Origin of the sequence: Citrobacter sp. wls615 (assembly GCF_005281355.1) — a bacterium.
In the GTDB taxonomy this organism is placed as follows: domain Bacteria; phylum Pseudomonadota; class Gammaproteobacteria; order Enterobacterales; family Enterobacteriaceae; genus Citrobacter; species Citrobacter werkmanii.
This window is the reverse complement of record NZ_SZXM01000027.1, coordinates 235,419-251,423: the sequence shown is the minus strand read 5'-3', so window position 1 is coordinate 251,423 and position 16,005 is coordinate 235,419. Positions and strand designations below refer to the sequence as shown.

The window sequence follows — 16,005 nt, the reverse complement described above, 5'->3', positions numbered from 1 at the left end:
AAGCAGGGAATGTGCTACCATGCACCGCTCAGCTAATCACCCGTAAAATCGACCATGAAATTTCCCGGTAAACGTAAATCCAAACACTATTTTCCTGTCAGCGCGCGCGATCCATTGCTGCAACAGATTCAGCCTGAAAATGAAACCAGCGCAGCCTGGGTGGTGGGTATCGACCAGACGCTGGTAGATATTGAAGCCAAAGTTGATGATGACTTTGTAAAACGTTATGGATTAAGCGCCGGGCACTCTCTGGTGATTGCAGACGATGTTGCCGAAGCGCTCTACCAGGAGCTGGTACGTGACAATTTGATCACCCATCAGTTTGCCGGTGGAACTATCGGTAACACGATGCACAACTACTCCGTGCTGGCGGATGACCGCTCGGTACTGTTGGGCGTGATGTGCAGCAATATCGAGATTGGTAGCTACGCGTACCGTTATTTATGTAATACCTCCAGCCGTACCGATCTGAACTACCTGCAGGGCGTTAATGGACCGATTGGCCGCTGCTTTACGCTGATTGGCGAATCCGGTGAGCGCACGTTCGCTATCAGCCTCGGACATATGAATAAGCTGCGGGCGGATAGCATCCCCGAGGCAGTTATTGCCGGGGCCTCCGCGCTGGTGCTGACCTCCTATCTGGTGCGTTGCGAACCGGGCGAGCCGATGCCGGAAGCGACCATGAAGGCGATCGAATATGCCAAAAAACACAATGTGCCGGTGGTTCTGACGCTGGGTACCAAATTCGTTATTGCCGATAACCCGCAGTGGTGGCAGGCATTCCTGAAAGAGCATGTCTCTATTCTGGCGATGAATGAAGAAGAGGCCGAAGCGCTGACCGGCGAGAGCGATCCGCTGCTGGCCTCCGACAAAGCGCTGGATTGGGTGGATCTGGTGCTGTGCACTGCGGGTCCGGCGGGTCTGTATATGGCGGGCTTTACGGAAGAAGAAGCCAAACGTAAAACTCAACATCCGCTGCTGCCGGGGGCTATTGCCGAATTCAACCAGTACGAATTCAGCCGCGCCATGCGCCATAAAGACTGTACTAATCCGCTACGCGTGTATTCGCACATCGCACCGTATATGGGCGGGCCTGAAAAGATCATGAACACCAACGGCGCTGGCGACGGTGCGCTGGCGGCATTGCTGCATGATATTACCGCCAACAGCTACCACCGCAGCAACGTGCCTAACTCCAGCAAGCACAAGTTCACCTGGCTGACCTATTCATCGTTAGCCCAGGTGTGTAAATATGCTAATCGCGTGAGTTATCAGGTGCTGAATCAACATTCACCACGCCTGACGCGCGGTTTGCCAGAACGTGAAGATAGTCTCGAAGAGTCGTACTGGGACCGCTGAGTTCTTGCCCGATGGTGCTGCGCTTATCGGGCCTACTCTGGTGTGGGAATACGTAGGTCGGATGGCGTAGCGCCATCCGGCACGTAATATTAACTGGCAGTAGCAACGTCACCGGCAGGTGGCGTTTCAATCAGCTCCAGCATAGTGCGGGCGATTTCACGCTCGCCCATGACGACCTGATTGGCACCGCGGTCGGTAATATATTCCACTTCATCGTCATAATGCGCGCGGGCGATAATCTCAATCGACGGGCACTTTTCGCGAGCGGAAGCGACGATTTCACCGGCTTCATAGCCATTTGGAATCGTCAGTAGCAGCCAGCGTGCGCAATCCAGATGCGCCAGATTCATAATCTCTTCGTTGGCGGCATTTCCCAGCACCGCGCGGATCCCGCGCTCACGCAGTTCATCCACCCGCGTACGTGAGGTTTCGATAACCACCAGCGGAATCCCGGCAGCCATCAATTTTTCACCCAGCAGACTACCGACGCGGCCAAAGCCTACCAGCAGAGCGTGATTGCAGATATCCACCGGAATTTGTTTCTCTTCTTCGATGGCTTCTTCCAGCGTCTGTTCTTCCAGCGTTTCGGTTTTCGCGAGATATTTTTCTAACACCGCGAACAGTACCGGATTGAGCATAATCGACAGAATAGCCCCCGCCAGCACCAGATTTTGCCCGGCCTGCGGTAGCAGGTTTAGCGCCATTCCCAGACCCGCCAGGATGAAGGCAAACTCACCAATCTGCGCCAGGCTGGTGGCAATGGTGAGCGCTGTACGTTGGGAGTGACCAAACAGGCGCACGAGGAAATAGGCGGCAACAGATTTACCAAAGACGATTATCGCCAGCGTACCCAGTACCGCCAGCGGCTGCTGGATCAAAATTAACGGATCAAACAGCATACCAACAGATACAAAGAACAATACGGCGAACGCATCGCGCAGCGGCAGGGTGTCATGCGCCGCACGGTGGCTCAGTTCGGATTCATTCAGCACCATGCCAGCGAAGAACGCGCCCAGAGCAAAGGAGACATCGAATAATTCCACTGCGCCAAACGCGATACCTAATGCCAGGGCAAGGACTGACAGAGTAAACAGCTCTCGTGAACCGGTGGCGGCGCTACGCGCCATGATCCACGGCACCAGGCGACGGCCAACCAGCATCATAATGGCGATAAACGCCACCACTTTACCGATGGTAATGCCCATATCGACGGCCAGCGAGGCAAAGCCGACATCTTCTTTTTCCAGCATGCCGGCGACGGCGGGCAGGAGAACCAGCGTCAGCACCATCATCAGATCTTCAACAATCAGCCAGCCTATCGCGATTTGCCCGCGCTGGCTGTCAATAAGCTGCCGTTCTTCAAGCGCACGCAGTAGCACAACGGTACTGGCGGTTGAAAGACACAGTCCAAAGACGATACCCACCATTAGCGACCAGCCCATCACCGCTGAAAGCGCCATACCCAGTAGCGTCGCCACAGCTATCTGGGCAATCGCGCCGGGAATGGCGATGGACTTTACCGCCATCAAATCCTTCAAGGAAAAGTGCAGCCCCACGCCGAACATCAGCAGGATTACGCCAAGCTCCGCCAGTTCGGGCGCGAGTTTGGTATCAGCAACAAAACCAGGTGTAAATGGACCGGCCAGAACGCCCGCTAACAGATATCCCACCAGAGGAGAAATACGTAGTTTATTGGCAATCATGCCTAATATAAAAGCGAGCACAAGGCCGCCGACAATGGTGGTGATAAGCGGGGTGGCGTGATGCATTCCGTCTCCTTTGGTTGCTGTGATGATCCTGAAAACCTAAATTCCGAGTAATAGTTTATGACAATTTTAATGTTTATGTTTATGAATAATTATTGAATTTTGATGAAAACGGGATTTTAGGCGTAAAAAAGCACGGATCGGAAAACTACAGGGGTATGCGGGGAGTAAAGGCTGATGGTCTCTGTAACTGAAGACGGCCAAAGTTTACTTTTGGCCGTCAGAAAATCAGGCTTTATGTCGGTTATCAGGTAAGAATATAGTGAGTATCCCCAGAAGTGGCAGGAAAGCACATATTTTATAGACCAAATCAATACTGGTATGGTCAGCAATCAGCCCTAATACCGCGGCTCCCAAGCCGCCCATGCCAAAGGCAAACCCGAAAAATAGCCCAGAAACCATGCCGATACGACCCGGAAGCAGCTCCTGCGCGTAGACCAGAATGGCAGAAAAGGCAGATGCGAGGATAAAACCAATTATCACGGTTAAAATCCCGGTCCATTCCAGTGTTGCATAGGGTAAAACGAGGGTAAATGGCGCTACACCGAGGATAGAGCCCCAAATAACATATTTTCTGCCAATCTTATCACCTAACGGTCCACCAATTACGGTCCCGGCCGCAACGGCAAACAGGAAGGCAAACAGGTGAAACTGGGCGTTTTGTACCGATAATCCGAATTTTTGCATCAGATAAAAGGTGTAATAGCTGCTGATACTCGCCATATAGAAGTATTTGGAGAAAATCAGCACCAGCAGAATGCTAACCGCCAGTACCACTTTATTACGCGGTAATGGATTAACGATCGTGACTTTCGGTTTTCCTTTGCTCATCCGATGCTGCGCAGCATACCAACGACTGATTTGTGCCAGAACCACAATCGCTAATAACGCGGCCAACACAAACCAGGCCACATTACCTTTACCATATGGCGCGATGATGACAGCCGCCAGCAAGGGCCCGAGAGAGCTGCCGAAGTTGCCGCCAACCTGGAAAATTGACTGGGCGAGGCCATGACGACCGCCGGAAGCCATACGCGCCACGCGGGATGACTCCGGGTGAAACACCGATGAGCCCGTACCGACCAGCGCCGCCGCGAGTAATACCATATGGAAACTGCCTGCCATGGCCAGCAGCACTAGCCCGCTTAGCGTGAAGCACATACCAATGGGCAGCGACCACGGCATCGGATATTTGTCCGTCCAGTAGCCGACGACTGGCTGAAGCAGCGAGGAGGCGAGCTGGAAGGTTAGCGTAATCATCCCGATCTGCATAAACGTCAGAGAGAACTCTGACTGCAAGAGCGGATAAATCGCCAGGATCAGCGACTGGATCATATCGTTTAGCAGATGAGAGAGACTGATCGCCCCTAAAATGCCAAATGAGGTGCGCGCTTTAGCAACCGACGCTGACGCGCCAGCCACTGGCGGGGTTGGTTCACTTATTGCCATAGAAAGTCACTTCTGTTTGGGTTGCGATTATGAGGGTAGTCTATTTTGTTATTATTACCTGACTAACATACCTGCGGAAGGTGTTTGAAGGAAGTCTCATTTCTGAAAACATTTTCGACTATTATTTCATATCATTGTAATTTCAGTCGTTGATTTTGGCTCAGGGAGAGAAATATGAAGTTTTTAAAACGGGGCGTGGCGCTGGCGTTATTCACCGCTTTTGCGCTGGCAGCTCAGCCTGCGCAGGCGTACGAAAAAGATAAAACCTACAAAATTACCATTCTGCATACCAACGATCATCACGGTCATTTCTGGCGCAGCGAATATGGGGAATACGGGCTGGCGGCGCAAAAAACGCTGGTGGACGGTATTCGTAAAGAGGTGGCGGAAGAAGGGGGAAGCGTACTGCTGCTTTCCGGCGGCGATATTAACACCGGCGTCCCAGAATCCGATCTTCAGGATGCGGAACCTGATTTTCGCGGCATGAACCTGATTGGCTATGACGCGATGGCGGTTGGCAATCACGAATTTGATAACCCGCTAACCGTGCTGCGCCAGCAGGAAAAATGGTCCAAATTCCCGTTTCTCTCAGCCAATATCTACCAGAAAAGCACTGGCGATCGTTTGTTTAAGCCGTGGGCCATCTTTAAGCGTCAGGATTTAAAAATTGCCGTACTTGGTTTAACCACTGACGATACGGCGAAAATTGGTAACCCGGAGTTCTTCACCGATATCGAATTCCGTAAACCTGCCGATGAAGCCAAACTGGTCATCCAGGAACTCAATATGGGTGAAAAGCCAGACATCATTATTGCGACCACCCATATGGGGCATTATGACAATGGCAATCACGGTTCGAACGCGCCTGGCGACGTAGAAATGGCGCGTAGCCTGCCGGCGGGTTCGCTGGCAATGATTGTGGGTGGTCACTCACAGGATCCGGTGTGTATGGCCTCGGAAAACAAGAAGCAGGTTGATTACGTACCGGGTACGCCGTGCGCGCCAGATAAGCAAAATGGCATCTGGATTGTGCAAGCGCATGAGTGGGGGAAATACGTGGGCCGGGCGGACTTTGAGTTCCGTAACGGCGAAATGAAAATGGTTAACTACCAGCTTATCCCCGTCAACCTGAAGAAAAAAGTGACCTGGGACAACGGGAAAAGTGAGCGCGTACTCTACACCCCGGAAATTGCTGAGAATCAGCAAATGCTCTCGCTGCTGACGCCATTCCAGAATAAAGGTAAAGCGCAACTGGACGTGAAGATTGGTAGCGTCAATGCGCGCCTCGAAGGTGACCGCAGCAAAGTTCGTTTCGTACAGACCAATATGGGACACCTGCTGTTGGCTGCGCAAATGGCGCGGACCAGCGCTGACTTTGGCGTGATGAGCGGTGGCGGTATTCGTGATTCCATTGAAGGCGGTGATATTACCTATAAGAGCGTGCTGAAGGTGCAGCCGTTCGGCAATATTGTGGTGTATGCCGACATGAGCGGGAAAGAGGTGATTGACTACCTGACCGCCGTGGCGCAAATGAAGCCGGACTCCGGGGCCTATCCGCAGTTTGCCAACGTCAGCTTTGTGGCGAAAGACGGTAAACTTAACGATCTGAAAATCAAAGGCGAACCGGTTGACCCGTCTAAAACCTATCGCATGGCAACGCTGAGCTTCAACGCCACCGGCGGCGATGGCTATCCGCGAATTGATAACAAGCCAGGTTATGTGAATACCGGGTTTATCGATGCGGAAGTGCTGAAAGAGTACGTGCAGAAAAACTCACCGTTGGATGCCAGTGCGTATGAGCCGAAGGGCGAGGTGAGCTGGCAGTAACAGGGCGGAGTGCCGGATGGCGGTGCTGGCACCTTATCCGGCCTACAGATCAGTGCGGTTTGTAGGCCTTAAAGCTGCGCGCCATCAGGCCTACATTCTAAAACCGCTTAATCCCGGCGGGCGATGTCGGCGAACTTCGCATCCAGAATTTTCGCCAGATCGCCGGCTGCCAGTTCGATATCCAGCCCGCGTTTGCCACCGGATACATAAATGGTGTCAAACGTCTGGGCGGGGGCGTCAATTAGCGTCGGCAATCTTTTTTTCTGTCCCAGCGGGCTGATACCGCCCACCAGATACCCCGTCGTTCGCTGCGCAACCAGCGGATCGGCCATATCAACCTTTTTGGCCCCTAACGCTTTGGCGACTTTTTTAAGATCCAATTGACCCGCCACCGGCGTGACGGCAACGGCCAACTGCTTCATATCGCCATTCACGGCAACCAGCAGCGTTTTATAAACCTGGTCCGCATTCAGACCTAACTTGCGCACCACTTCATCACCAAAGTTTGTTTCGGACGGATCGTGATCGTAGGTGTGGATCTGGAAAGAAATCTTGTTTTTTTCGAGTAATTTAACGGCGGGTGTCATAGCAATTTTTCCTGGCCCAGACAAAATACGACACAAGCATACGCCTGATGGCGGTCTAAAAAATAGTACCATCTTGCGCAATAGTATTGGCAGGATGATGACTTTGAGCGACAATCGACCTACACCGATGCTTTAAGCATCGGGATTATAATAATGATGAAATTCCTCTTTGACGGGCCAATAGAAATATTGGCCATTTTTTTACCGTAACATCTCCGGCAAATTACCTTCTCCGTACAGATGCAGTGCGCCTACGGCCACCACATAATGGCCAGCTGGCATCGCCCTGAGTCGATCGCGCCAGGCTACATTGCGCTGATGCATCAATACGTCATATAACGACTGGCTGAAAGTATTAGGAAGCGTCAATTCGCTATCGCGCGGCGGCGTTTTAAGCCACCAGCCCATCATTTGTTGTAGCAACCTGGCGTTGGTATGCCAGTGCGTCAGGGTATCGTCCAGAAGAGCCTGACCATTATCGGGTAACTGACATAGCAGCTCGATTTGACTGGATGAACCTTCCAGCTCGATCACCGGTTTGTGTGCTTGTTTTGCCGCTTTCAGCAGTTGGTAATCAATCCCGTATTCCGCCCGCAATCCCAGCTGTTGTGCCTGTGTCGCCTGTAATACCATGGCTATTTGCCACAAAGGTTGTGTCGATAACAGAGAAGGGGAAATGCCCAATTCATCGGTGACTTTACGCAGATTATCTAATTGCTCTTCACTGATGCGTTCTTCCAGGGCAGCAAATGTCGGAAGATTAGCAAATGGCGCATCATCGCCGGAAACATCGGCTTCGACAATCAGCGCATCGGCACGGTTGAGCTTTTTGAGTAATTTGGCAGGCAGAGGCGCCATATCGCGGCTACCCATGTGAATACTGCCAATCAGATGAAAATGGCGGTTGCCGGGTAAAGAGATATCAATGGCGGGCCAGGTATAGTGGTTGCCGCGCAGTGCAGACCATAATGTTTTTACCCGGTACAACAAATCCATACGACCTCCCTAAGTGGACTTCCATGCTAGCGTGTGGCCCGGGAAGGTGCAATGCGTGAATTGCCGGATAGCGCGGTTGATGGCGCCATCCGGCAAAGGTTTACTCTTTCGGTTTGAAGCGCAGCAGACGGTTAGCGTTGCTTACCACGGTAATGGAGGAGAGCGCCATCGCCGCGCCGGCAACCACCGGGTTGAGCAGCGTTCCGGTGAACGGCCACAGGATCCCGGCAGCAACAGGAATACCGATGCTGTTATAGATAAATGCGCCGAGCAGGTTCTGCTTCATATTGCGCAGCGTTGCCCGTGAGATAGACAGCGCATCCGCAACGCCCATCAGGCTATGACGCATCAGCGTAATCGCGGCGGTTTCAATCGCCACATCGCTGCCGCCACCCATGGCAATCCCTACATCGGCCTGCGCCAGCGCAGGCGCATCGTTGATACCGTCACCAACCATGGCAACCTGACGTCCCTGGCTTTGCAGACGCTTAATCGCCTCGGCTTTACCGTCCGGCAGAACGCCCGCAATCACCTCATCAATACCAGCCTCTTTAGCAATGGCGTTGGCGGTCGTTGGGTTATCACCGGTGAGCATCACCAGACGATACCCGGCGCGATGCAGACGCTGCAGGGCCGCCACGCTGTCACTACGCAATGGATCGCGCACTGCTAACAGGGCCGCGGCTTTACCGTCAATCGCCAGCAGGACTGGAGTTGTCCCTTGAGAGGCTTGAGCGGTAATCTCAGCTTCCATTTGAGTGGTATCTACCTGCTGTTCATTGAGCAGCGCCTGGTTTCCCAGCAACAGCGTATGGCCTTCCGTTTCACCACTGACGCCCAAACCGCGCAGCGTACGGAACCCGTTGACCTGCGGCAGCGTGACATCACCGGCTTTGTCCAGAATCGCCCTGGCCAGCGGGTGGCTGGAACCCTGTTCAAGGGCCGCAGCCAGACGAATCGCCAGCGCTTCATCGGTATTGCCAAACGTTTTGATGGCGACAACCTGTGGCTTACCTTCAGTCAGCGTCCCGGTTTTATCAAACACAATGGTATCGAGCGTACTGGCGCGCTGCAGCGCATCGGCATCGCGTACCAGTACCCCAAACTCAGCGGCGCGACCAACACCGGAAATAATCGACATCGGCGTCGCCAGGCCCAGTGCACAAGGGCAAGCAATAATCAGAACAGTGGTGGCAATCACCAGCGTATAGACAATTTGTGGCGCCGGTCCGAAGAAATACCAGATAGCTGCGCTAACCAGCGCAATAACGACCACTACCGGAACGAATACCGAGGAGATGCGGTCAGCCAGTTTGCCAATCTCCGGTTTACTGCTTTGCGCCTGGCGCACCATACGAATAATGCGCGACAGCGTGGTATGGCTGCCTACGGCGCTGGCGCGGAACAGCACGCTGCCGTCCTGTACGACCGTACCGGCGTGGACACTATCGCCTTCGCCTTTTTGTTGCGGAATCGGCTCCCCGGTTAGCATGGCTTCATCCAGCCAGGCTTCGCCCTGAGTGATTTCGCCATCGACCGGAACGCGGTCGCCGGTGGTCAGGCGCAGCAACATTCCTGCCTGAACATCTGCCAGCGGCACATTTTTTTCACCTTCATCGGTGACGACACGTGCGGTTGGTGGCGTCAGATCGAGCAGTTTTTCCAGCGCTTTGGACGAGCGTTGGCGAGCCCGCGCTTCCAGCATATGTCCGAGGTTAATCAAACCGATAATCATCGCGCTGGCTTCATAATAAAGGTGTCGTGCTTCCATTGGGAACCATTGCGGCCAGAGGTTGACGCTCATGGAATAGAGCCATGCCACCCCCGTACCCAGCGCCACCAGCGTATCCATGGTCGCGGTGCCATTCATCAGGCTTTTCCACGCATTGCGGTAAAAGTGACCGCCCGCGAAAACCATCACGGCAAGCGTTGCCAGACCAATCGCCAGCCACAGGCTACGGTTGTCGTCACTCACCATCATGTTATCGCCAATCATTCCCCACACCATGACCGGTATACCCAGCAGCAGCGCGACGGCTGCCTGCCAGCGAAAACGTTTCATGGTCGCGACGGCGGTTTCCTGCTGGCGCTCGCGGCGCTTCGCATCATCTTCTATGGCTTCAGCACCGTAGCCCGCTTTTTCTACCGCCTGCACTAAATCTGCGGCGGACGCACTGCCCATTACCAGCGCAGTGCGTTCCGCCAGGTTTACCCGTGCCTGAGTGACGCCCGGTACGCTTTGCAGGGCATTTTGTACGCGGGTTACACAGCTGGCGCAGCTCATGCCGTTTAACAGCAACTGTTGGCTGTCATCATCAGCCGTAGCTGCCGGAAGCTCGGAAGGGACCGCTGCCAGTGCTTCCGACGGGATTGATGACTCCGTCAGCGGTTTAGCCTTTGGGTGGCTTAACTCCGCGCCGTAACCGGCTTGTTTGATGGTTTCAATCAGTGCTTCAGCACTGGCGCTCCCGGTGATGTGCGCTTCAGTCACGGTGACATCCGCTTGTTCAACGTCCGGGCGTTGTTCCAGACTCTCTTTAACGCGTTTTACGCAGTGACCACAGGACAGGCCGTCCAGGGTTAGATCGATTGTTTGAGACATAACCAACTCCTTTATTGCAGGATTTACTGACTGTGATAAAGGGTAAACCTTCCATCTGGGGGAAGGTCAAGCCCGGAATCCGCATTTGTATATGGGATCTCAAGCCATTCACCGTACTGATGAATGTTTCTTGATTTTTATCAAATAATTGTCGCTGTTTTCTTCTGGTTAGCTGACTGTATTTTGACACCTCTAAATATGCTGAATGTATTTCTCTTCAGATGGCCTTTTAAATGCGATGAAGGTCTCTTTATTTAGCTTAAAGCATTAGTAAGCATAATGATTTAATAAATGTAATTAATTTTTGTATAAGTCGATTTAATGGCTTCATTTGTTGACAATTAAAGGCGCGATTTTGTACTCTGAAACTGAACTCAAACCGGTTATCTGGCAATTTGACTATTCTGTAACAATTAAGTTGGAGGCTTTATGTCTACAAAGTTATGGGGCGGGCGTTTTGATATGCCAACAAATAAATTAGTTGAATCCTATAATGCAACTATTATGTTGGAGCAACGTTTATGTCCTTTTGATATTAAGGGAAGTATTGCTCATGCCACCATGTTGGGGCGTCAGGGGATTATTACGCAAGATGAAGCAAATGCCATTATTGGCGGATTAACACAGGTAAATAAAGAAATTGAAGCAGGTCAATTCATTTTCGATACTGTCGATGAAGATATTCATATGGCTATTGAAAGAAGAATGACTGAAATCATTGGCCCTGTCGGGGGGAAACTACATACCGGTCGCAGCCGTAATGATCAGACCACCGTAGATTCTAAAATGCATATGCGAGCCACTATTCGCGAAATTCAACAGGACATTGTTAATCTACAAGAAATTATAGTAAATAAAGCAGAAAATAATATTGATGCGATAATGCCGGGCTATACGCATTTACAAACCGGTCAGCCCATTCTTTTATCGCACTGGATTATGGCTTATTACTGGATGTTACGTCGTGACTGGACTCGATTTGAAGACCTGTATCACCGTATGGGAGAATGTCCTTTAGGCGCGGCAGCTCTCGCAGGAACGACTTTTCCTATTGACCGTGACTTCACTGCCCGAGAGCTTGGTTTTGATAAACCGACTGAAAACAGTATTGATTCTGTCAGCGATCGTGATCATATGGTTGAATTCACCGCAGCTGCAGCGATGTGCTTTATGCACCTCACTCGTCTTTCAGAGGAACTGGTTTTATTCTCCAGCCAGGATTTTAAATTTATTGAGCTTTCTGATGATTTCTGTACGGGCTCCAGCATTATGCCGCAAAAGAAAAACCCCGATGTAGCTGAAAAAATGCGCGGAAAGGGGGGGCGTATGTACGGAAATCTAATGGCCATGCTGACTATCATGAAAGGAATACCGCTCGCTTATAATACGGATATGAGCGAGGATAAAGAGCAGGTCTATGATTCAATGGATACGTTACAGGCCAGTCTGAAAATTATGGCCCCGATGCTCGATAAAATGGTCATTCTTGCAGAGAATACCCGTGGCGCGGCGGCCAGAGGGTTCTCGAATGCGACTGATATGGCCGATTACCTTGTGCGTAAAGGTATTCCTTTCAGAGAGGCGCACCATGTAGTAGGTAGTGCGGTTAATTACTGTATTAAACACAAAAAAATGTTAGAAGAACTTTCTATGGATGAGTTCCGCTCATTTGATAATAAAATTGAAAATGACATCTATGAGAATATTTCTTTGGAGGCATGTATTAAAGCCAGAATGTCCTATGGTGGAACCGGACCGGATGCTGTTAGAAAACAGATTGATATAGCCAGAAAATATTTAAAATAATTCTGAATATAATAATCAATATCTCCCGGATGCAATGTCCGGGAGCTTCTTTAAGGTGAAAAAAATGGACGTTTTATTCTTTATACAATTATTTATTGTACTCGCCTGTATTGGAATTGGCGGAAGGTATGGCGGAATGGGGCTTGGTGCTGGTGGGGGATTAGGGGTCGCAATACTCGTTTTGGGTTTTGGGCTCAAACCCTCCTCACCATCCATTACGGCAATGTTAATTATTATTTGTGTTATTGGCGCTGTTAGTATATTGCAGGCTGCCGGTGGGTTAGATTATCTGGTCAGAGTAGCTGAAAAGTTACTTCGTAAAAAACCGCAGGCGATTACGTTTTTTGCGCCAATATTAACGTCGGTATTTACGTTATTCTGCGGAACCACTTATGTTGCGTTTTCCCTGTATCCTGTTATCGCAGAGGTTGCCGCTGAAGCCAAAGTCCGTCCCGAACGAGCATTATCCGCAACGGTCATCGCGGCCAGCGTTGCGGTTGCTGCCAGCCCAATGAGCGCGGCAACCGCCGGGATGCTGGCTATCCTGCATGAATATGCTGGGATCACACTGGGACAAATATTATCCATCGCCCTCCCTTCATTTTTTATGGCGGCAATCGTCACCAGCTTTTCAGTCTACAAGCGTGGGAAAGAGCTGGAAGACGATCCTGAATTTCAGCGGCGTGTTGCAGCTGGTGAGTATGAGTTCATGCATTCCGAGCAGAAACAGGAATATGTTGCGTCACCTGGCGCCAAAAAAGGTGTGGCCATCTTTGCAATCGGGGTCGTGCTGGTACTCATTTTGGGATCTTTTACAGAACTACTTCCTTCCTGGGATGGAAAGCGACTTTCAACCCCAATGGTTATTCAGATGATCATGCTAACCGCTGCATTATTCATCATGATTGTCGGCAGGGTTCCCAGCAGTACTCTGAATAGTGGTTCGGTATTCCGTGCCGGTTTGATGGGGGTCGTGGCAATACTCGGTGTGTCCTGGATGACAGCAACTTTTTTTGATGCTTACCAGTCAGAACTGATCAACGTTTTTGGTGGTCTCGTGAATGGGGCGCCAATGCTGTTTGGTATTGTGGTATTCCTGTTCTCCCTGGTCATCATGAGTCCGGCTGCGACGGTAGCGGCAATCATGCCCTTAGGCGTCACACTGGGTATTCCTGCTCCGTATCTCATCGCTATATTTGCCTGTACCTGCGGTGATTTTATTATCCCTGGGGCGAATCAGATTGGTTGCGTGGCGTTTGACAGAACGGGCACAACCAAAATTGGACGCTTTGTGGTTAACCATAGCTATATTCGTCCTGGTTTCGTCATGGTTATCTCACAGGTAATTTTTGCCTACCTGATTGCGCAGGTTGTTCTTTAGTTGCAGGTGAAGAGAGATACAGTGATTGTGCTTTGACCTAAATGAGCGGCATCCCCTCTGTTTTATGCAGCAGGGGATGTCTTTCGGCACTATATGATTTTGGCAAAGAGGAAACAGAAAAGGGTCGACGCCACAACGGTGACCAGACCTGGTAACATATAACTGTGATTTACCACATACTTACCAATACGGGTTGTTCCGGTCCTGTCAAACGCCACGCATCCAATCTGTGCCCCACCTGGAATAATAAACGATCCACACGTGACCGGAAGTAATGCTATCAGCGTTTCAGCCGGGTATCCCATTAATACGCCAGCAGGTAATAACGCCACCGCAGTTGCTGCAGGGCTATAAATCACGGCGGAAAGACCAAACACAATTATGCCGAATAGCACGGGGTTGTGAAAACCATGAAAAGCCGTATTAAATAATTCGTGCCAGGCTTCAAAGAAAGAGTTCATCATCCATGACAGACCAAATATGGCAACGACACCGACCAGGCCCGCTTTAAAAACGGAACCTGAATCAAGTTTCGAAGGAGAAATTCGACACACCATCATAATAATACACGCCGTTGTTAGCATGATTATTTGCAGCGCGGTTGGGATGCTCATGCGCTCTATGCCGGAACCAGTGTTCCATACTGGTCGTAATTGAGGAATAGATCCCATAACAACAACCAAAATGATGCCGGTAAGAAAAATCAGCAATCCTCTCTTCGCTTCTTTGGTCACGATGTTTGCTGTACGATCTTCAGCTTTTACTGACTCAAATTCACCTTCAGCAACCCGGCGTTGAAATTCTGGATCATTTTCAAGCTCATGGCCTCTTTTAAAGACAAAAAGACAGCCAACCAGGCAGCCAAGAAACGTTCCGGGAACGGTCACTAATAAAATATCTAAAGCAGAAATATGTAACCCGGCAAGGACGGCAATTGTTCCTGTTACGACGGCACTCACCGGGCTGGCAATGAGCCCAAAATTGGCGGCAATAACTGACATCGACATTGCTCGTTCCGGCCGTACTCTGGCATCTGCTGCTATTTCTGCAATCACCGGGTAAACGGAAAAGGCAACATATCCTGTTCCGCATATAGCTGTAAAAAGATAAGCGACTGCTGGCCCCAGAAAAGTGATTGCTCCAGGCCACTTTCTCAGAATTCTTTCAGCCATCGTAACGAAGAGATCCAGACCACCTGCCGCCTGAAGGATAGTGATACAAGTGATAACTGCAAGAATAATAGAAATGACCGTAATAGGGGGAGAGTCAGGAGGGAGGCCAAAGCCAAAGGTCAGAATAGCGAGCCCTAATCCGCCTGCGGCGCCTAAGCCAATTCCCCCAAAGCGCCCCCCTATACCAATACATGTAAGAACTATCGCAAACTCAATTACGAATAACACCATAATTAATTCCTTTTTGTTAACAAATATTTTAATATTATTCTAATAATGATGGGTTATAATTTTATCACGATGGTATATAAAGTAACCTAATTTATTATATTATTTATACTTATGAATGCAGCCATACTGTAATCAGAGAACGTTATGGATAAAAAAAACGAACTGTTTGAAAGTATTAAAGATTATCTACTTGATGATGCTAACCGTAAAGCCGACGGACGTATTGAAACAGAAACTGAACTCGCGGCTCGTTTTAATACATCTCGCTATAAAGTCCGTCAGGCGCTCAGCACTCTGGTACAGATGGGGATGCTTGAACGCGCCCCTCGCCGAGGCAGCGTGTTGAAAAATATGGGACAAAGCAGCATTAACAACCAACTGCTGATGCAGTTCGATCTGTCTGGTTTTGACATTACGGAATTTACAGAGGCCAGGATCCTGATTGAATGTGCGATCATTCCCCTGGCAACCCGGCGAATCTTTCCGGCCATGCTCTCGAAACTCGAAAATGAACTGAGGCTTATAGAAGAAAACGCAGACAATCCGCAAGAAGCCGATCAACACGATCGGGATTTTCATCTGCTCCTGCTGCAGGCAAGCGGCAACCGTGTTCTGCAGGTTTTCTCTGATGTGTTAATTACTTATTTTGAGAAAACAAGAGAGTCGTTACCGGCAAATGATCGCCAATATTTCCTGGATACCGCGACAAAACAAAGGGAAATCCTGTCATACATTAGAAAAGGTGATGCTCAAATGGCTTCAGAACTGATGCGCACCCATCTGCTCGAGAAGAAAATATAAGATATTGATGTTGCTAAAACCGGGGAGC

11 protein-coding genes are annotated in these 16,005 nt (G+C 50.4%); 5 read left to right on the top strand and 6 right to left on the bottom strand.

The window, feature by feature from the left end:
• The first annotated feature begins 54 nt into the window (after positions 1 to 54).
• Positions 55 to 1,359, top strand: a complete 1,305-nt coding sequence (gene gsk / locus FDX04_RS10855; RefSeq protein WP_137370917.1) for an inosine/guanosine kinase — start codon at positions 55 to 57, stop codon at positions 1,357 to 1,359.
• Between the two features lie 89 nt (positions 1,360 to 1,448).
• Here gsk and ybaL read toward each other — a convergent pair whose 3' ends face one another.
• Together ybaL and fsr are read right to left on the bottom strand one after the other, a co-directional pair.
• Positions 1,449 to 3,128, bottom strand: coding sequence for a YbaL family putative K(+) efflux transporter (gene ybaL / locus FDX04_RS10850; RefSeq protein WP_042310032.1), 1,680 nt, complete (start codon positions 3,126 to 3,128; stop codon positions 1,449 to 1,451).
• Positions 3,129 to 3,353: 225 nt separating this feature from the next.
• A complete protein-coding gene (gene fsr, locus FDX04_RS10845; protein WP_042310030.1) occupies positions 3,354 to 4,574 on the bottom strand; it encodes a fosmidomycin MFS transporter in 1,221 nt (406 codons plus the stop codon).
• 174 nt (positions 4,575 to 4,748) lie between these two features.
• Between fsr and ushA the strand changes: the two genes are divergently transcribed.
• Positions 4,749 to 6,401 carry a bifunctional UDP-sugar hydrolase/5'-nucleotidase UshA gene (gene ushA / locus FDX04_RS10840; RefSeq protein WP_137360428.1) on the top strand — a complete coding sequence of 551 codons (1,653 nt, stop codon included), beginning with the start codon at positions 4,749 to 4,751 and terminating at the stop codon, positions 6,399 to 6,401.
• Between the two features lie 107 nt (positions 6,402 to 6,508).
• Here the strand turns inward: ushA and ybaK are convergent, their stop codons facing one another.
• From ybaK to copA, 3 genes are all read right to left on the bottom strand, one after another.
• On the bottom strand, positions 6,509 to 6,988 hold the full coding sequence (gene ybaK / locus FDX04_RS10835; RefSeq protein ID WP_042310028.1) for a Cys-tRNA(Pro)/Cys-tRNA(Cys) deacylase YbaK: 480 nt from the start codon (positions 6,986 to 6,988) through the stop codon (positions 6,509 to 6,511).
• A gap of 201 nt (positions 6,989 to 7,189) precedes the next feature.
• Positions 7,190 to 7,984 carry a TraB/GumN family protein gene (locus tag FDX04_RS10830; RefSeq protein ID WP_137360429.1) on the bottom strand — a complete coding sequence of 265 codons (795 nt, stop codon included), beginning with the start codon at positions 7,982 to 7,984 and terminating at the stop codon, positions 7,190 to 7,192.
• A gap of 100 nt (positions 7,985 to 8,084) precedes the next feature.
• Positions 8,085 to 10,586, bottom strand: coding sequence for a copper-exporting P-type ATPase CopA (gene copA, locus FDX04_RS10825; RefSeq protein WP_137370916.1), 2,502 nt, complete (start codon positions 10,584 to 10,586; stop codon positions 8,085 to 8,087).
• 429 nt (positions 10,587 to 11,015) lie between these two features.
• On the opposite strand from copA, the gene argH reads away from it, so the two are divergent.
• Both argH and FDX04_RS10815 read left to right on the top strand, forming a co-directional pair.
• Positions 11,016 to 12,392, top strand: a complete 1,377-nt coding sequence (gene argH, locus FDX04_RS10820) for an argininosuccinate lyase (RefSeq protein ID WP_042310024.1) — start codon at positions 11,016 to 11,018, stop codon at positions 12,390 to 12,392.
• Between the two features lie 64 nt (positions 12,393 to 12,456).
• Positions 12,457 to 13,773, top strand: coding sequence for an anaerobic C4-dicarboxylate transporter family protein (locus FDX04_RS10815; RefSeq protein WP_137360431.1), 1,317 nt, complete (start codon positions 12,457 to 12,459; stop codon positions 13,771 to 13,773).
• An 89-nt stretch (positions 13,774 to 13,862) separates the two neighbouring features.
• Here FDX04_RS10815 and FDX04_RS10810 read toward each other — a convergent pair whose 3' ends face one another.
• The gene (locus FDX04_RS10810; RefSeq protein WP_137360432.1) at positions 13,863 to 15,176 is read right to left on the bottom strand and encodes an anaerobic C4-dicarboxylate transporter family protein; all 1,314 of its coding nucleotides are present in this window, start codon (positions 15,174 to 15,176) and stop codon (positions 13,863 to 13,865) included.
• Positions 15,177 to 15,320: 144 nt separating this feature from the next.
• On the opposite strand from FDX04_RS10810, the gene FDX04_RS10805 reads away from it, so the two are divergent.
• Complete coding sequence (locus FDX04_RS10805) at positions 15,321 to 15,977, top strand: FadR/GntR family transcriptional regulator (protein ID WP_042310019.1); 657 nt, start codon at positions 15,321 to 15,323, stop codon at positions 15,975 to 15,977.
• The last annotated feature ends 28 nt before the right edge of the window (positions 15,978 to 16,005 follow it).